Genomic DNA, 16982 nt, shown 5'->3' on the forward strand with positions numbered 1-16982 from the left:
CCCCCCTTTGGGCAGGTGTGGGCGTCAGCTGAGGTCGGCCGCCACCAGCTCGGCGATCTGCACCGCGTTCAGCGCCGCGCCCTTGCGCAGGTTGTCGTTGGACAGGAACAGCGCGAGACCGTTCTCGACCGTCTCGTCCACCCGGATCCGGCCCACGAAGCTCGGGTCCTGGCCCGCGGCCTGGAGCGGGGTCGGGATGTCGCTGAGGGCCACGCCCGGGGCGCCGGCCAGCAGCTCCACGGCCCGCTCCACGCTGATCGGCCGCTCGAAGCGGGCGTTCACCTGGATCGAGTGGCCGGTGAAGACCGGGACCCGGACGCAGGTGCCGGAGACCTTCAGGTCCGGGATCTCCAGGATCTTGCGGCTCTCGTTGCGGAGCTTCTGCTCCTCGTCGGTCTCCAGCCGCCCGTCCTCGACGATCTTCCCGGCCAGCGGGAGCACGTTGTACGCGATCGGGCGCGCGTAGACCTCAGGCTCGGGGAGGTCGACCGCCGAACCGTCGTGGGTCAGCTCGGCCGCCCGCTCGGTGCCCTTGCGGAGCTGGTTGTCCAGCTCCGCGACGCCGGAGAGCCCGGAGCCGGAGACGGCCTGGTAGGTGGTGGCGACCAGCGCGGTCAGCCCCGCCTCCCGGTGCAGCGGGCGCAGCACCGGCATGGCGGCCATGGTGGTGCAGTTCGGGTTGGCGATGATGCCCTTGGGGCGCTGCACCGCCGCATGCGGGTTGACCTCGGAGACGACCAGCGGAACGTCGGGGTCCATGCGCCAGGCGGACGAGTTGTCGATCACGACCGGGCCCTGCGAGGCGACCTTCTCGGCCAGCGCGCGGGAGGTGGCGCCGCCCGCCGAGAACAGCACGATGTCCAGGCCGGAGTAGTCGGCCGTGGCCGCGTCCTCGACGGTCACCTCGGTGCCGCCCCAGGGGAGCGTGCGCCCTGCGGAACGGGCGGATGCGAACAGCCTCAGCTGGTCGGCGGGGAAGTCGCGCTCGGCGAGTATCCTCCGCATCACTCCGCCGACCTGGCCGGTCGCTCCGACGATTCCGATCCTCATATGAACCCTTTTCCTCAGTCGTGTCTCTCAGCCGCCCCTACCCCTCCGGCCAGTGTCTCAGGCGTCGCCGTAACCCTTCCGTGACCAATGTCGCACTGGTCAGGACTCTCCGGGCTTCCCGCGCGAGTGAACACGAAGTGAGCGGAAGAATTCCTGTTCACGAGGGCGTGATGGCCGTTTTCTTCACGAAGATCGACGTGAGGAGATCGGCGACCGGCGTTGCCACGTCGTTCACTCCCAGGCCATCCCCGATGCCAACGATCCGAGGTGAGGACAGCCGCCGCTGTCCACCCGCTTCGCGAATCACTCGGGGAGAGATCGCGCATGTCCCGCATACGGTCCGCCGCCTCCGCGGTCGCCGCGCTCGACCGTCGCACCTTTCTCACCGCCGCGGCAGCCACCGGCGCCACGGCAGGCCTCGGCATCGCCTTCGGGCCCGGCAGCGGATCGGCAAAGGCCTCGTCACCCGCCACGGCACGCACCGTGGGACGCAGGGTGGCCCAGGCGCCCGCCGCCCCCTCCGACGCCGGTACCACGCTGGAGACGTTCTCCGCGCCGATCACCGGCACCGAGGGCTACCGGCGCCTCGGCGACGGCCCGGCCTGGGACCGCCGGATACGCACCGACATCACCGGCGCCAAGGCGGGCCGGGAGGACCGGCGCACCGCCATCGCCTCGTTCGTCCAGCTGACGGACATGCACCTGGCGGACGTTCAGCACCCGCTGCGCTACGAGTTCCTGCGCTCCGGCCGCACCGGCGCCTGGCGCCCCCACGAGGCGCTCACCGTCGTGGGCCTCGCCTCCCTCATCGAGCGGGTCAACGGGCTGCGCGGCGGCCCGGCCACCGGCGCCCCGCTCTCCTTCGTGATGACCACCGGTGACAACACCGACAACAACTCGAAGATCGAGCTGGACTGGTTCCTCACCGCCATGAACGGCGGCCGGATCACCCCCAACACCGGCGATCCGCGCCACTACGAGGGCGTGCAGAACAGCGGGCTCAAGGAGTTCTGGCACCCCGAGCAGGAGCTGCGCGACTCCGACAAGCAGCTCGGCTTCCCGCGCATCGAGGGCTTCCTCGACGCCGCCCTGCGCACCGTCAACAGCCCCGGGCTGCGGCTGCCGTGGTACTCGACCATCGGTAACCACGACGATCTGGCGGGCGGCGTCTACTCGTTCGGCGCCGACTACATCGCGGACATCGCGACCGGCAAGCGGAAGCTCCAGCTCATCCCGGGCGACGAGGCCGCGGCGATCTACAAGGGCCAGCGCAAGGGCGCCGACCCCAAGGGCGTCGACATGAAGGCCCTGGTGGAGGCGCACGCCAAGGAGATGCGCACGGTCACCCCGGACGAGCGCCGCGCGCCCTTCACCCAGAAGGAGTACCTCGCCGCCCACCTCGACCCGCTGGCCGCCGGTCCGGGCCCGGTCGGCCACGGCTACACCAAGGACAACCTCGAAGAGGGCACCCTCTACTACTCGTTCCGGATCTCCGAGAACGTCATCGGCATCAGCCTGGACACCACCGACCCGGGCGGCCACTACACCGGCTCGATCGGCACCGCCCAGCTGAAGTGGCTGGAGAGGACGCTGAAGGAGCACAAGGACGACTACGTCATCGTCTACAGCCACCACTACAGCGACAGCATGGACAACATGAACGCCGACCCGGCCCGCCCCGGTGAGGCCCGGCACGGCGGCGACGAGGTGGTCTCCCTCTTCAAGGCGCACCCCCACGTGCTGGCCTGGATCAACGGCCACAGCCACCAGAACGAGATCACGCCGCACGACACCTTCTGGGAGATCACCACCGCCTCCCACGTCGACTTCCCCCAGCTGGCCCGGGTGATCGAGGTCGTGGACAACCACGACGGCACGCTGTCCCTGTTCACCACGCTCATCGAGGCGGCCGCCCCGCGCCGCACCGACTTCGAGGATCTGTCGCAGACCGGGCTCGCCGCGCTCTACCGCGAACTGGCCTTCAACGCGCCCGGCGCCAGCCAGACCCTCGCCGGTGACCCGGACGACCGCAACACCGAGCTGCTGCTGCGCAAGCCCTGACGGGTATGGCTGCTCGAGGATCAGCGCGGCAGGAGCATCACCTGGGGGGCCGGGCCCCGGTCGGCCGACGCGATCAGCGCCGTACGGACCACCGCGGCCTGCTCCTCCAGGCCCTCCCGGAGCCGCTTGGGCGTGACGCGCACGACCGTGATGCCCATATCCTCCAGATGCTCGCGCCGCCGGGCCTGGGCGGTGCCCGGGACCGGCCCGCCGTGGCGCGGCGCCCGGGCGTCGATCTCCAGCGCGACGCCCTGGTCCCGCCAGTACGCGTCCACCCCGCCGAGCGCGGGCCCGCCCGGCAGCCGCAGCTCGACGTTCCACAGCGGTTCGGGCAGGTCGTAGCCGCGCACCATGTCGTACAGCCGTCCCTCGGCGATGGCCCGCCCCTCGGCGAGCAGCGCGTCCACGGCGTCGACCACATGCGGCCGGGACAGCAGCCGGGCCCCGCTCAGCTCCGTGACCACGGCCGCGGCGTCGCAGTGCCCCTGGCGCACGGACTCGGTGAGCAGCGCGCGCACCGTCTCCGCGTCGGAGAGCCGGGCGACCGCGTCGGCCAGCGCCCGGCCGACCGGGGCGATGGGCATCCCGGCGCGCTCCTGCGGCGACGGGAGGGGGTGGGCGCGGACGAAGCGCACGAAGCCGGTGGAGCGCAGCCGCCGGGCGCGCGGCACGAGGACGTAAGAGAGGTCGAGGGAGGCCAGCGGGGGAGCGGAGGAGAAATGGTGCAGGGCGAGGGCCGCGAGCCCGGTGATCATCGCCTCGCCGTACGGGGCGTCCCCCGCCGATCCGTCACCGCCGCCCGCCTGGCCGCGGCTCGCGGTGTACAGCAGCGCCGCGTACAGCCTCTCCTCGCCGGTCGGCGGGCCCGGGTGCAGGAGATGGACGCCCGGCAGGATCCGCTGCCAGGGGCCACCGGCCCGGCAGCGCTCGGCGGTCTGGGCCGCCGTCACGCCGTGGTCCCGCAGCTGATGCGTCGTCAGGACCCGGCGGCGGGCGTCCGAGAGGTGGTGGAGCGGGCGGGGCGACAGCGGTGTGTTGTGGTTCATGACCCCGCCATTCCCGCCCGCTCCACCCCGCTCACCGCTGTGACAGAACCGTCGACAAAACCGGACAACACCGCACTAAAGTACGGCAGTTCGAATGCCGAAAGGGCCCCCGCCGCGGTCGGTCATCCGGCGGCCCGCGCGTCGCACTCCTGCCCGCGCAGGGTCCGCGCGAGGTCGTCGCGGGACTCCAGCACCAGCCGCCGCAGCGCGGGCGGCGCCTCCGGGTGACCGGTCAGCCAGGCGTCGGCCGCCGCCAGGGTGGTGGCGTCGCCCTGCGTGGACGGGAACAGCCCGCGCACGATCGCCATGGCGATCTCGATCGACCGCTCCTGCCAGATGCGCTCGATCGCCTCGAAGTAGCGCGGTGCGTACGGGGCGAGCAGCTCGCGCTGGTTCGGCTGGTCGAAGCCCGCGATGGTGGCCTCCACCAGCGCGTTCGAGAGCCGGTCGGTGTCCATCACCGCCGCCCACGCCTCGGCCTTGACCGCGGCCGAGGGGCGGGCGGCCAGGAGGCGCACCTGATGGCGCTTGCCGGACGCGGTGTCGTCGCGGGACAGCTCCGCCGCGATCGCCTTCTCGTCGGCCTCATCCTGCGCCGCGAGCGACGCCAGGAACGTCCAGCGCAGCTCCTGGTCCACATCGAGCCCGTCGATCCGGGCCGAGCCGTCCAGCAGCCCGCGCAGCATCCGCAGCTCGGTGTCGGCGGAGGCGACCTGGGCGAAGAACCGCGCCCAGGCGAGCTGGTGTCCGCTGCCCGGAGCGGCGAGCCGCAGCTCGCGCAGCGCGCCCTCGGCGATGCGGCTACCGGCCTCCGCACGGCGCTCCGGCGCGCTGTAGTGATGCAGCGCCGACTGCGCCCACGCCTGGACCATCTGGAGCACGCCGATGTCGGTCTCCGCCCCGGCGAACCGCTCCACCAGCGCGAGGTAGTCGCGGGCGGGCATCAGCCCGTCCCGGGTGAGGTTCCACAGCGCGGACCAGCACAGCGCGCGGGCGAGGGGGTCGCTCAGCTTGCCCAGGTGTTCGCGCAGGGTGTCCAGCGAGACCTCGTCGAAGCGGATCTTGCAGTAGGTGAGGTCCTCGTCGTTGACCAGGATCAGATCGGGCCGCTCCGCCCCGGTCAGCCCGGTGACGACCGTACGGGGACCGTCGACGTCCACCTCGGCGCGGGCGTACCGCACCAGCGCCCCGGCGCGCTCCCCGGCAGCCGCGTTCCGGTACAGCCCGACCGCGACCCGGTGCGGGCGCAGCGTGGGATGAGTGTCGGACCCGGCCTCCTGGAGGACGGCCAGCTCGGTGATGTGCCCCCCGGCGTCATAGACGGCCTGCGGGGTGAGCACATTGACGCCCGCGGTCTCCAGCCAGGCCCGTGACCAGGCCGCCATGTCCCGGCCGGAGGTCTCGGTGAGCACCGCCAGCAGATCGGCCAGCCGGGTGTTGCCGAAGGCGTGCCGCTTGAAGTACCGGCGGGAGCCCTCCAGGAAGGCGTCCTGCCCGGCGTAGGCCACCAGCTGCTTGAGCACGGACGCGCCCTTGGCGTACGTGATCCCGTCGAAGTTGAGCTTGGCGTCCTCCAGGTCCCGGATGTCGGCCGTGACCGGATGGGTGGACGGCAGCTGGTCGGCCCGGTACGCCCAGGACTTGCGGCGGTTGGCGAAGGTGATCCAGCCGTCGGTGAAGCGGGTCGCCCCGACCAGCGCGAAGGCCCCCATGAAGTCGGCGAACGACTCCTTGAGCCACAGGTCGTCCCACCACTCCATGGTCACGAGATCGCCGAACCACATGTGCGCCATCTCGTGCAGGATGACCGTCGCCCGGTGCTCGTACGACGCCTGGGTCACCTTGCCGCGGAAGATGAACTCCTCGCGGAAGGTCACGCACCCCGGGTTCTCCATCGCGCCGATGTTGTACTCCGGCACGAACGCCTGGTCGTACTTCCCGAAGGGGTACGGATAGTCGAAGTGGTCGTGGAAGAAGTCCAGGCCCTGCTTGGTGACGGTGAAGATGTCGTCCGCGTCGAAGTGCTTGGCGAGCCCCTTGCGGCACAGCGCGCCGAGTGGGATCTCCAGCACCGAGCCGTCCGGCTGGGTGCGGCGGTACCGATCGCTCACGTAGTGGTACGGGCCCGCGACGACGGCCGTGATGTACGTTGAGATGGGCAGGGTCGGGGCGAAACGGGTGGTCGCGGCCCCGTCACCATCACCGGACGGCTCGACGCCGTCGGCCGTCCCGTTGCTCAGCACCCTCCAGCCCGCGGGGGCGGTCACCGAGAAGGTGAACGGCGCCTTCAGGTCGGGCTGTTCGAAGTTGGCGAAGACGCGGCGGGCGTCGGCAGGCTCGTACTGGGTGTACAGGTACACCTCGCCGTCCTCGGGGTCCACGAAGCGGTGCAGCCCCTCGCCCGTGCGGCTGTAGGCGCACCGCGCGTCCACCACCAGCTCGTTCTCCCCGGCGAGCCCCTCCAGGGCGATCCGGGTCCCGTCGAAGACGGCCGCCGGGTCCAGCTCCCGCCCGTTGAGCGTCACCGCCACGACCTCGGGCGCCACCAGGTCGGCGAAGGACGCGGCCCCCGGCTCGGTGCAGCGGAAGCGCACGGTCGTCGTCGAGCGGAAGGTGCGCGGCCCCGGACCGGTATCCGCCCCGACCGCGGACCGCAGATCGAGGGCCACGTCGTACGCGTCCACCGACAGCAGCCTCGCCCGCTCGCGGGCTTCTTCACGGGTCAGGTTCTCACCGGGCACGTAGCGGCTCCCTCGGGTCCCTCTCGCCATTCGGACAGCGGGAATCATGTCACGCGGCACTGACACCCGGCATCGGGGAATGGTCTCCGGGCCCGGCCACGTTGTCCGTACGAGACAACCCCCGATACCTCTTTATCCGCGCGTGCCCGTCCGAGGAGAGACCGTGACCGAGACCGCTAAGACTCCCGCCGACTTCTGGTTCGATCCGCTGTGTCCGTGGGCCTGGATGACCTCGCGCTGGATGCTCGAGGTGGAAAAGGTGCGCCCGGTCGAGGTGCGCTGGCATGTGATGAGCCTGGCCGTGCTCAACGAGCCCAAGCTGGACGAGCTCCCCGAGAAGTACCAGGAGCTGATGAAGACCGCCTGGGGCCCGGTCCGGGTCTGCATAGCCGCCGAGCAGAAGCACGGCAGCGATGTCCTCGGCCCGCTCTACACCGCCCTCGGCACCCGCTTCCACAACCAGGGCCTGGAGAAGAACCGCGAGACGATCGTCGCCGCCCTGGAGGAGGCCGGGCTGCCCGCCGACCTCGCGGACGCGGCCGACTCCGACGCCTACGACACCGAGCTGCGCGCCTCCCACAAGGCGGGCATCGACCTGGTCGGCCAGGAGGTCGGCACCCCGGTCATCGCCGTCCCCGGCTCGGACGGCGAGCAGATCGCCTTCTTCGGCCCGGTCGTCACCCCCGCTCCCAAGGGCGACGCCGCCGCCCAGCTCTGGGACGGCACCCTGATGGTCGCCGCGATCCCCGGCTTCTACGAGATCAAGCGCACCCGCACGGTGGGCCCGATCTTCGACTGACCCGGACCACCACCCCGATACGGCAGGGCCCCCGCGCGACTCGACCGCGCGGGGGCCCTGTTTTCCGCCTGCCCGTGAAGGTTGAGAAGACGATCACGTGAGCAGGAGGTTGTGGGCACGCTCTTTCGCCGCCGTGTACCGGCGGGCGACATCCTGCCAGTTGACGACCCTCCACATGGCCTCGATGAAGTCCACCTTCTGGTTCTTGTACTGGAGATAGAAGGCGTGCTCCCAGGCGTCGAAGACCAGGATCGGCACCGAGCCCTGCCCCACGTTCCCCTGGTGGTCGTACACCTGCTCCACCACCAGCCGCCCGCTCACCGGCTCGTACGCCAGCACACCCCACCCCGACCCCTGGGTGGTCGCCGCCGCCTTGGACAGCTGCGCCTTGAACCGGTCGAAGGACCCGAAGTACTCGGCGATGGCATCGGCCAGCTCGCCCACCCCGTCCTTCTCCAGCGGCTCGCCACCCCCGTCACCGGTCATGTTGGTCCAGTAGATGCTGTGCAGGATGTGGCCCGACAGATGGAAGGCCAGGTTCTTCTCCAACCCGTTGAGCGCCCCCCACTGATCCTTGTCCCGCGCCTCCGCGAGCTGCTCCAGCGTGTCGTTCGCGCCCTTGACGTACGTGGCGTGGTGCTTGTCGTGATGCAGCTCGATGATCTCGGGGCTGATGACCGGGGCCAGCGCCGAGTAGTCGTACGGAAGTTCAGGAAGTGTGTAGATGGCCATGCCAAGCCCTCCGGACGCTTATTGCACATCACTTGCAAGTGCACGTTATCACCAGTAAGGGTGCGGCGCAGGGGGTCGCGTGACCTGTGCCGTCGAGGGGCGGTGGCCTATGATCGAAGGCCGCTCGAAGGGGGTAGGGCATGGATCCGCAGATCGCCGATCTCGCCAGAACGGCGGGCACCACGATGGTCACGCTGATGGCCACCAGCGCCTGGGAGTCGGCCCGCGACGGCATGGTCGGCCTCTGGCGCCGCTTCCAGCCCGCCAGGGCCGACGGCATCGCCGAGGAGTACGAGGCCGGGCGCGCCGATCTGCTCCTCGCACGGGAGGCAGGCGACGAGGACTCCGAATCCGAACTGGCCGCCGAATGGCAGGGCCGGGTCCGCCGACTGCTGCTGGCCCAGCCGGAGGTGGCGGACGAGCTGCGCCGCATCCTGGACGAGCTGAGCCCCGCCCTCCCCGAATCGCCGCCGCACTCCGTCGGCGAGATCCACATGAAGGCCGAGGCGTCCGGCAGCGGCCGGGTCTACCAGGCGGGTCGTGACCAGCACATCACCGAGCGATGAGGGAGCCGGGACACATCGACGGCCGCGCATCTGGCCAGGGCCGGGTCTTCCAGACCGGTGGTGACCAGTACATCGAGGAGCATCATCACCACTACGAGCCGGGTGCGGGGCCGCTGCTCGAATCGGCCTCGACTGCCCACCGGGGCATGACCGCTCCCGACTCTGTCCGCGTGCCGCTCGTCGGCCGCGCGCCGGGCGTACTGCGCGACCGCGCCGACCTCATGGAGCGGTTACGAGCGGCCGTCTCCGGGCCCGGCGGCGACGTACACGTCCTCCACGGCCTGGGCGGCTGCGGAAAGACCGCGGTCGCCTACGCGCTGTTCACCGAGGCCGTACGAGACCACGGGTACGTCGGGCTGTGGGTCAACGCCTCCGAGCGGATCTCGCTGCGCGCGGGCATGCTCGCCGTGGCGGCGGACCGCGGCGCGACCACCGGAGAGCTGGCCGCCGCGTCCAGCGGCCAGCGTGCCGCGGCGGACCTGGTGTGGCACTACCTGGACCACTCCGCCCAGCGCTGGCTGCTGGTCCTGGACAACGCCGACGATCCGAGCGTCCTCGAGGACGGCGGCTGGCTGCGCACCAGCCCGCTCGGCACGGTCCTGGTGACCACCCGGCACGCGAACTCGCCGCTGTGGCGGGGGCCGGGGGTGGTGCGCTACTCCCTGGGGGTCCTGCCCCTGGACGACGCGGCCCAGGTCCTGTGCGACCTGGCCCCCGAAGCGGGCACCGCCGATTCGGCGCGAAAGGTGGCACAGCGGCTGGGCTGCCTCCCGCTCGCCCTCACGCTGGCCGGCTCCCATCTGTCGCATCAACTCCTGGAGTCGTGGTCGATGGACGAGTACGACCGCAAGCTGAGCGAGGACTCGACGGCACTTGTCGACCAGGGCGCGGCGGGCACCGGCAGCAGCCAGTCCCGCCATCTCGTCGGCCGCACCTGGCAGTTGTCCCTGGACGCCCTCGCCGGACAGGGCCTGCCCGAGGCGACGACGCTGCTGCGGCTGCTGTCGTGCTGGGCGTCGGATCCGGTGCCGGTGTCATTGCTCATGCCGGTGGCACGAGGAGAGATCGACCTCGGTCATCTCGACCCACCGCTCACGGCCGGTCAGGTCGAGCCCGCCCTGCGCGGACTGCTGGACCACTCGCTGATCGGCATGGTCCGAGTGAATGGTAGGCGGTGCGTAGAGGCCCATGGAGTCCTGTTGGACAGCGTGGCCGTCGGCATTCCTAGGGGCGAGAGTGAGCCGCTGGCCGAGGCGGCGGGCCGCCTGCTGGATGCGGCGCTGCCGCCGGAGGATGACACGTCGGCCGAAGCACGCTCCGAGTTGCGGCTGCTGGTCCCGCATGCGTCCCGTTTGTTCCACATGGCTCCGGCGGAGACAACGGCCCAACTCGCCGTGCGTGTCGCACAGCAGGTGTATGAAGCGGGGGAGTACGCGGTAGCGCTGGCTACTTCCCGGACTATCGCCGACAAGGTGCAGCAACTTCTGAGGGAGGGGCACCCTCTGGTCCTGAGTGCGTGGACCGTGGTTGGGCAAGCACTGTTCCGCCTGGGGCGGTACGCCGAGTCCGAAGCTTTGCTGAGGAAGGTCCTGGAGAGCCGTGAGCGGATCCTTGGCCCAGATCACCCGGACACACTGCGTAGCTGCGTCGCTCTGTTCTTTCCGCTCTGCCTGCCCGGTAGCGAGGAGGAAGCCGCTTACTGGCTGCGTCGGGCAATCGACGGACAGCGAAGGGTGCTCGGTGAGGATTCTGCTGAGACACTGTTCAGCCGGGTCACGCTCCTTGAGGTCCTGCCGCAGCTCGGCGACGCGGAGAAATTTGATGAAGAGGCCCGTGTCATCGAGGACTGTGAGCGCTTTCTGCCGCCCGATCACCTCACGACCGTCATGGCCCACCACGATTACGGCGATGGGCTGCGGGTGTTCGGGCGATTCGCCGAAGCTGAACCAGTGGCCCGTCGTGTGCTGGCGGATCGCATCCGCCTCCAGGGACACGACCACCCGCTGACTCTCGCCGAGTTGAGCCTCACTTCTCGGGTCGCACACGGGCTGGGCGACTTGGACAAGGCCATCTCCGCAGTCCAGGAGCTCATCGAGCGTCGCGAACGGGTGCTCGGCCCTGAGCACCCGTTCGTCGTGGACAACCGTGCGGAGCTGGCCCGCTGGCAGGCCGAAGCCCAGCCCTGACCTACCGTCAGTGCCGCCCAGCCACCGCCTTCTGCCGCGCGTAGCCGATGAGGGCGAGCACCGCGGTCAGGCCGATGGTGAAGTACAGCTGGGTGCTGGTGTCGTCCTCGCGGAGCATCAGCAGCAGGACGGCGACGGTGGCGGCCAGGGCGACGTAGGTCAGGTACGGGAAGAGCCACATCTTGACCACCAGCTTCTCGGGGGCCTCGCGCTGGAGGCGGCGGCGCATCACGAGCTGGGAGACGGCGATGAAGGCCCAGACGACCAGCACCGCGGCGCCGACCATGTTGAGGAGCCACTTGAAGATGGTGTCCGGCCACCAGTAGCTCAGCAGCACCGCGACGAAGCCGAAGAAGGACGAGGCGAGCACGGTGAGGCGGGGGACGCCGCCGTAGACGCGGCCGAGGACGGCGGGGCCCTCGCCGCGGACGACGAGGGAGTAGGACATGCGGGAGGCGCCGTAGATGTTGGCGTTCATCGCGGAGAGCAGGGCGATCAGCACGATGACGTTCATGATGTTGCCGGCCGCGGGGATGTCGAGGTGGTCGAGGACCGCCACGTACGGGCCGTCCTTGACGACCGACTTGTCGTTCCACGGGATGACCGTGACCACGACGACCATCGAGCCGACGTAGAAGAGGGCGATGCGCCACATCGCGGTGCGCACGGCGCCGGCGACGCTCTTGACCGGGTTCTCGGACTCGGCCGCCGCGATCGTCACCGTCTCCAGGCCGCCGTAGGCGAAGACGGAGGCCAGTAGGCCGACGACGAGGCCGTTCGAGCCGTTGGGCATGAAGCCGCCCTCGCCGGTGAGGTTGCTGCCGCCGGGGGCGTCGGTGCCGGGGAGGGCGCCGACGATGGCGAGGACGCCGAGGATGAGGAAGACGGAGATCGCGGCGATCTTCAGCGCGGCGAACCAGAACTCGAACTCGCCGAAGTTGCTGACGGCCGCGAGGTTGGTGCCGCAGAAGATCGCCATGAAGACGGCGACCCACATCCAGGAGTCGGTGCCCGGGAACCAGTGGACCATGATCCCGGCCGCGCCGATCGCCTCGGCGGCGATGCCCACGCACAGCAGCGTCCAGAACATCCAGCCGACGGTGAATCCGGCCCACGGGCCTATCGAGCGCTCGGCGTGCACGGAGAACGAACCGGAGGCCGGGTTGGCCGCCGACATCTCGCCGAGCATCCGCATCACGAGCATCACGAGCAGCCCGGAGAGCGCGTAGGCGAGGATGATCGACGGCCCGGCGGCGGCGATTCCGGCCCCGGAGCCGACGAACAGTCCGGCGCCGATGACCCCACCGAGGGCGATCATCGACAGATGGCGCTGCTTGAGGCCGTGCGAGAGCGGCGGCGAGGCGTCCGCGCCCGCGTCGGTCGCCTTCGTGCCGCTCTGCGGCGCGGGGGACGCAGGTGTCGGGTTCATGGCTGGTCTCTGTCCCTTGTGTGAGGGGCGGGCGGATGCAAAACGCCCCCAGTGTGAGGTGTGCGTCCGATCAGGACAACATTGATGTCAAACTTTTCTGGATATCGGACATGATGGTCACGCTCCGTATCGCGCCAATCTGTGCGGCAATCTGCCGAAGCCGCCAAGCGCGGGGCCCGGCCTTTGTGGTCATCCGATGGTGTGCGGCCGCTCCAGGCCGGGTTACCGTCGCGTAGTCCACCGCCTTCCGACCTCGGAGTTCCGCTGATGAGCACTGTTTCTGCCGCCGCCTCGACCGGTACGGTCCTCGCCGACGCGGTCTTCCCCGCGCGGCGCGTTCTCGCCCGTGACACCGCGCTCGTCGTGGGCGGCGCCGTGCTCACCGGCCTCGCCGCGCAGATCTCGGTGCCCGTGCCCGGCTCGCCGGTGCCGGTGACCGGCCAGACGTTCGCCGCGCTGCTGGTGGGCACCTCGCTCGGGGCCCGCCGGGGCTTCCTGTCGCTCGCGCTGTACGCGCTGGCCGGGATGGCGGGCATGCCCTGGTTCGCCGAGGGCGACTCCGGTGCCGCCATGCCGTCCTTCGGCTATGTGCTGGGCATGCTGCTCGCCGCGACCGTGGTGGGCGCGCTGGCGCGGCGCGGCGGTGACCGGGGCGCGCTGCGCACGGTGGGCACCATGGCGGTCGGCTCCGCGATCATCTACGCGATCGGCGTTCCGTACCTGGCGCTGGCCGCGGACCTCTCCCTCGGCCAGGCGGTGGCCGCCGGTCTGACCCCGTTCCTGGTCGGGGACGCCCTGAAGGCCGCGCTGGCGATGGGCGCGCTGCCGGCCGCCTGGAAGCTGGTGGGCCGCCGCGGCTGAGCGCCACCCGGAACGCACAAGGGCGGGCTGGTCCTCCAGCCCGCCCTTGTACATATCCGGTGCCGGAGGCTACGGGGCCACGGACTCGGACTCCTTGGAGGAGGCCTGGGCCGCGGCGACCGGCCTGGGCCCGGCGAGCTTGTCCCGGACCAGCGCGATGACCACCACGAGCGCCGCCGCCCCGGTGGACAGCAGCACCTGCTCGCGTCCGGTCTCGTCGGTGAGCATGTAGACCAGCACGAACAAGATCATCCCGATGGTCGCCCAGGTCAGATACGGGAAGCCCCACATCCGGACGACGAGCTTGTCCGGGTTCTCGCGCAGGATGATGCCGCGCATCCGCAGCTGGGTGAAGCAGATCACCAGCCAGACGAAGAGCGCGACCGCGCCGGAGGAGTTCAGCAGGAACTCGAAGACCGTGTCCGGCCACTGGTAGTTGAACCAGACCGCGACGAAGCCGAAGACGACCGAGCCGAGGATCGCGGCCTGCGGCACACCGCGCGCGGTGGTCTTCGCGAACGAGGCCGGGGCGTCCCCACGCTGCCCGAGCGAGAAGGCCATCCGGGAGGCGGTGTAGAGGCCGGAGTTGAGACAGGAGAGCACGGCGGTCAGCACGATGACGTTCATGACCTGACCGGCGTGCGGGATGCCGATCGATTCGAGCGCGGCGACGTACGACCCGTTCTTGGTGATCGACTTGGAGTCCCAGGGCAGCAGGGTGACCACGACGAAGATCGAGCCCAGGTAGAAGACCGCGATACGCCAGATCACGCTGTTGGTGGCCTTGGAGACGGCCCGCTGCGGGTCCTCGGACTCACCGGCGGCCAGGGTGACGATCTCACTGCCCATGAAGGAGAAGACGACCAGCAGCACACCGGTGAGGATCGCGCCCGGACCGTTGGGCAGGAAGCCGCTGTGGTCGGTCAGATGGGCCAGCCCCGCGCCCTCGTTCTCGGAGCCGGGCAGGAGGCCGAAGACCGCGAGCCCGCCGATGACGATGAAGGCGGCGATCGCGACGACCTTGATCCCGGCGAACCAGAACTCGAACTCACCGTAGGAGGAGACCGAGACCAGGTTGGCGGCGGTGAGCACGACCATCACGATCAGCGCCCAGCCCCACTGGGGTACGGAGGGCCACCACTCCTCCAGGATCTTGGCACCGGCGGTCGCCTCGACCGCCAGCACCACGACCCAGAAGAACCAGTAGAGCCAGCCGATCGAGAAGCCCGCCCAGCGGCCGAGCGCCCGGTCGGCATAGGCGGAGAAGGAGCCGGAGGTCGGGTCCGCGGCCGCCATTTCGCCCAGCATGCGCATCACGAGGACGACCATGAGGCCGACGAGTGCGTAGGAGACGAGGATGCCCGGTCCTGCCTTGGCGATACCGGCGCTGGAGCCGACGAACAGCCCGGCGCCGATCACCCCGCCAATCGCGATCATGGACAGGTGGCGGTTCTTGAGCCCGGCCTTGAGCCCGTCGGGGGAGGTCGCTGGTTGTGTGCTCATATGGCTCGATCCTTTGCTTCCGGAATAGGAGCGTCGCCAGTGAATCTCAGGAGAACCGACAGGTGAACCTTCGATTTCAAATTGTTACTTGAGGTTTCCATGAGGTTCCTTGGTGTTGCGTGCTAATCACAGAGCGCCTACCCGGCGCGGCGGGAAAGACACGGCCATGCCACACTCAGGGCATGCGCGTGTACCTCGGCTCCGATCATGCCGGATACGAACTGAAGAACCACCTCGTGGAGTGGCTCCGGGCGGGCGGTCATGACCCCGTCGACTGCGGCCCGCACATCTACGACGCCCAGGACGACTACCCGCCGTTCTGCCTGCGCGCCGCCGAGCGGACCGCCGCCGACGCCGACAGCCTCGGCATCGTGATCGGCGGCTCCGGCAACGGCGAGCAGATCGCGGCGAACAAGGTCAAGGGCGTACGCGCCGCACTGGCCTGGAGCGAGCAGACCGCCGCCCTCGCGCGCGAGCACAACGACGCCAACGTGATCAGCATCGGCGGGCGCATGCACACCCAGGACGAGGCGACCAAGTTCGTCGAGATCTTCCTGGCCACCCCGTACTCGGGCGAGGAGCGGCACACCCGCCGCATCGACATGCTCGCCGCCTACGAGACCACCGGCGACCTGCCGCCCATCCCGGCCCACCACCCCGCCGGCGACTGATGCCCGAAGGGCACACCATCCACCGACTGGCCGCCGACCACCTCGAGAGGTTCGGCGGCCGGCCCGTCCGTGCCACCAGCCCCCAGGGCAAGTTCGCCGACGGGGCGGCCCTCGTGGACGGGCAGGTGCTCCAGCACGCCGAGGCGCACGGCAAGCACCTCTTCCTGGACTTCGCGGCCACCGGCTGGGTCCACGTCCACCTCGGGCTCTTCGGCAAGTACACCTTCGGCCCGGCCCCCGCCCCGCCGCCCACCGAGACCGTACGGCTGCGCCTGGCGGGCCCCGGGGGCTACGCGGACCTGCGCGGGCCGACCGCCTGCGCGCTGATCACCGACCCCGAGAAGCAGGCGATCCATGACCGCCTCGGGCCCGATCCGCTGCGCCCCGACGACGACGGCGACGGCGCCTGGACCCGGATCTCCCGCAGCCGGGTCAGCGTGGCCGCGCTGCTCATGGACCAGAAGATCGTCGCGGGCGTCGGCAACGTCTACCGTGCCGAGGTGCTGTTCCGGCACGGCATCGACCCGTACCGCCCGGGCCGCGCGCTGGCCCGCGCCGAATGGGACGCGATCTGGTCCGACCTCGCGGAGCTGATGCGCGAGGGCGTACGGAACAACCGGATCGACACCGTCCGCCCCGAGCACACCCCCGAGGCCATGGGCCGTCCGCCGCGCGTCGACGACCACGGCGGCGAGGTCTACGTCTACCGCCGGGCCGGGCAGCCCTGCCTCGTCTGCGACGGTGAGATCCGCACCGCCGGTCTCGCCGCCCGGAACCTGTTCTGGTGCCCCGCTTGCCAGCAGTCGTAGGGCACCGGGCCGCCCTTCGCGTCAGCGGCGCCCGACGCTCCGTCAGAAGGGCGCGCCGTCCGAGGTGCCGGGGAAGCGTTCGCATTCGGTCAACTCCCGCCGGAACGCGGATTTCTCTCGCGGCCGGGGTACGACTCCGAGGGGGAGTACCAGCTTTCCGTACCAATCATCCCAAACAGCCGATCGGGCACCCCCGGCTCCGCGCTCATATCCCCATCCCCAGCAGCGGTTTCCCGTACATGCGCGCGAATATCGCTTACGATTGCCCCCCTGGCTGGGTGGTTCAACGCGCCACGAATCGACGCGCGTCCGAACGGGTGGGTAGGGTCCCGATGCAATGACTGGCGGCGCGGACACTCCGATGGCCCGGATGCGCAAAGCTCTGCACCGGGCTCGCACAGGCGTGCGCAAAGCCGGAGTCGACTACTTCCGCGGCGAGGGCTCCGACCGGCTCGCCCTCGCCCTGCTGCTCCTCGCCGTCCCCGCCATCGCCTGCGGCACCATCGCCACCCCCGACTGGTGCGCCCC

Annotated in this window: 13 protein-coding genes and 1 pseudogene; 8 read left to right on the forward strand and 6 right to left on the reverse strand. The window is 70.3% G+C overall.

The features are described 5' to 3' along the window. Positions 1 to 24: 24 nt before the first annotated feature. A complete protein-coding gene (locus tag SSOG_RS29435) occupies positions 25 to 1050 on the reverse strand; it encodes an aspartate-semialdehyde dehydrogenase (protein WP_009717907.1) in 1026 nt (341 codons plus the stop codon). Positions 1051 to 1374: 324 nt separating this feature from the next. Here SSOG_RS29435 and SSOG_RS29440 point away from each other — a divergent pair, with 324 nt between their 5' ends. Next, positions 1375 to 3111, forward strand: a complete 1737-nt coding sequence (locus tag SSOG_RS29440; RefSeq protein WP_039938981.1) for a TIGR03767 family metallophosphoesterase — start codon at positions 1375 to 1377, stop codon at positions 3109 to 3111. A 20-nt stretch (positions 3112 to 3131) separates the two neighbouring features. Here SSOG_RS29440 and SSOG_RS29445 read toward each other — a convergent pair whose 3' ends face one another. Together SSOG_RS29445 and pepN are read right to left on the reverse strand one after the other, a co-directional pair. Continuing rightward, positions 3132 to 4157: a hypothetical protein gene (locus SSOG_RS29445; RefSeq protein WP_009717909.1), complete on the reverse strand. Its 1026-nt coding sequence runs from the start codon at positions 4155 to 4157 to the stop codon at positions 3132 to 3134. 122 nt (positions 4158 to 4279) lie between these two features. Beyond that, the gene (pepN, locus tag SSOG_RS29450; RefSeq protein WP_009717910.1) at positions 4280 to 6898 is read right to left on the reverse strand and encodes an aminopeptidase N; all 2619 of its coding nucleotides are present in this window, start codon (positions 6896 to 6898) and stop codon (positions 4280 to 4282) included. A gap of 163 nt (positions 6899 to 7061) precedes the next feature. Between pepN and SSOG_RS29455 the strand changes: the two genes are divergently transcribed. Beyond that, positions 7062 to 7697 carry a mycothiol-dependent nitroreductase Rv2466c family protein gene (locus SSOG_RS29455; RefSeq protein WP_009717911.1) on the forward strand — a complete coding sequence of 212 codons (636 nt, stop codon included), beginning with the start codon at positions 7062 to 7064 and terminating at the stop codon, positions 7695 to 7697. 93 nt (positions 7698 to 7790) lie between these two features. Here the strand turns inward: SSOG_RS29455 and SSOG_RS29460 are convergent, their stop codons facing one another. Next, positions 7791 to 8429 (reverse strand): superoxide dismutase, encoded by a 639-nt coding sequence (locus tag SSOG_RS29460; RefSeq protein ID WP_009717912.1) that lies wholly within the window; start codon positions 8427 to 8429, stop codon positions 7791 to 7793. 140 nt (positions 8430 to 8569) lie between these two features. Here SSOG_RS29460 and SSOG_RS29465 point away from each other — a divergent pair, with 140 nt between their 5' ends. Then, complete coding sequence (locus SSOG_RS29465) at positions 8570 to 8995, forward strand: hypothetical protein (protein WP_009717913.1); 426 nt, start codon at positions 8570 to 8572, stop codon at positions 8993 to 8995. Continuing rightward, a complete protein-coding gene (locus tag SSOG_RS29470; protein WP_009717914.1) occupies positions 8992 to 11181 on the forward strand; it encodes a tetratricopeptide repeat protein in 2190 nt (729 codons plus the stop codon). The genes SSOG_RS29465 and SSOG_RS29470 overlap by 4 nt, the downstream gene beginning before the upstream one ends. A 7-nt stretch (positions 11182 to 11188) precedes the next feature. On the opposite strand, the gene SSOG_RS29475 is transcribed toward SSOG_RS29470, so the two are convergent. Next, the gene (locus SSOG_RS29475) at positions 11189 to 12610 is read right to left on the reverse strand and encodes an amino acid permease (RefSeq protein ID WP_009717915.1); all 1422 of its coding nucleotides are present in this window, start codon (positions 12608 to 12610) and stop codon (positions 11189 to 11191) included. Positions 12611 to 12877: 267 nt separating this feature from the next. Here SSOG_RS29475 and SSOG_RS29480 point away from each other — a divergent pair, with 267 nt between their 5' ends. Continuing rightward, the gene (locus tag SSOG_RS29480) at positions 12878 to 13471 is read left to right on the forward strand and encodes a biotin transporter BioY (RefSeq protein ID WP_039938982.1); all 594 of its coding nucleotides are present in this window, start codon (positions 12878 to 12880) and stop codon (positions 13469 to 13471) included. Positions 13472 to 13540: 69 nt separating this feature from the next. Here the strand turns inward: SSOG_RS29480 and SSOG_RS29485 are convergent, their stop codons facing one another. Next, a complete protein-coding gene (locus tag SSOG_RS29485) occupies positions 13541 to 14974 on the reverse strand; it encodes an amino acid permease (protein ID WP_009717917.1) in 1434 nt (477 codons plus the stop codon). 182 nt (positions 14975 to 15156) lie between these two features. Here SSOG_RS29485 and SSOG_RS29490 point away from each other — a divergent pair, with 182 nt between their 5' ends. From SSOG_RS29490 to SSOG_RS56480, 3 genes and pseudogenes are all read left to right on the forward strand, one after another. Next, on the forward strand, positions 15157 to 15645 hold the full coding sequence (locus tag SSOG_RS29490) for a ribose-5-phosphate isomerase (RefSeq protein WP_009717918.1): 489 nt from the start codon (positions 15157 to 15159) through the stop codon (positions 15643 to 15645). After that, entirely contained in the window at positions 15645 to 16454 is an 810-nt protein-coding gene (locus SSOG_RS29495; RefSeq protein ID WP_039938983.1) for an Fpg/Nei family DNA glycosylase, read from the forward strand. Before SSOG_RS29490 ends, SSOG_RS29495 begins: the two co-directional genes overlap by 1 nt. A 337-nt stretch (positions 16455 to 16791) precedes the next feature. Next, positions 16792 to 16982 (forward strand): annotated as a pseudogene (locus tag SSOG_RS56480) (serine/threonine-protein phosphatase); the annotation flags it as partial.

It is taken from the genome of Streptomyces himastatinicus ATCC 53653, from assembly GCF_000158915.1.
In the GTDB taxonomy this organism is placed as follows: Bacteria; Actinomycetota; Actinomycetes; order Streptomycetales; family Streptomycetaceae; genus Streptomyces; species Streptomyces himastatinicus.

Excerpts from the sequence above, each read along its gene's own strand:
- SSOG_RS29435 (WP_009717907.1), bottom strand. The coding sequence starts at position 1,050 with ATGAGGATCGGAATCGTCGGAGCGACCGGCCAGGTCGGCGGAGTGATG.
- SSOG_RS29440 (WP_039938981.1), top strand. The coding sequence starts at position 1,375 with ATGTCCCGCATACGGTCCGCCGCCTCCGCGGTCGCCGCGCTCGACCGT.
- SSOG_RS29445 (WP_009717909.1), bottom strand. The coding sequence starts at position 4,157 with ATGAACCACAACACACCGCTGTCGCCCCGCCCGCTCCACCACCTCTCG.
- SSOG_RS29460 (WP_009717912.1), bottom strand. The coding sequence starts at position 8,429 with ATGGCCATCTACACACTTCCTGAACTTCCGTACGACTACTCGGCGCTG.
- SSOG_RS29465 (WP_009717913.1), top strand. The coding sequence starts at position 8,570 with ATGGATCCGCAGATCGCCGATCTCGCCAGAACGGCGGGCACCACGATG.
- SSOG_RS29470 (WP_009717914.1), top strand. The coding sequence starts at position 8,992 with ATGAGGGAGCCGGGACACATCGACGGCCGCGCATCTGGCCAGGGCCGG.
- SSOG_RS29475 (WP_009717915.1), bottom strand. The coding sequence starts at position 12,610 with ATGAACCCGACACCTGCGTCCCCCGCGCCGCAGAGCGGCACGAAGGCG.
- SSOG_RS29480 (WP_039938982.1), top strand. The coding sequence starts at position 12,878 with ATGAGCACTGTTTCTGCCGCCGCCTCGACCGGTACGGTCCTCGCCGAC.
- SSOG_RS29485 (WP_009717917.1), bottom strand. The coding sequence starts at position 14,974 with ATGAGCACACAACCAGCGACCTCCCCCGACGGGCTCAAGGCCGGGCTC.
- SSOG_RS29490 (WP_009717918.1), top strand. The coding sequence starts at position 15,157 with ATGCGCGTGTACCTCGGCTCCGATCATGCCGGATACGAACTGAAGAAC.
- SSOG_RS29495 (WP_039938983.1), top strand. The coding sequence starts at position 15,645 with ATGCCCGAAGGGCACACCATCCACCGACTGGCCGCCGACCACCTCGAG.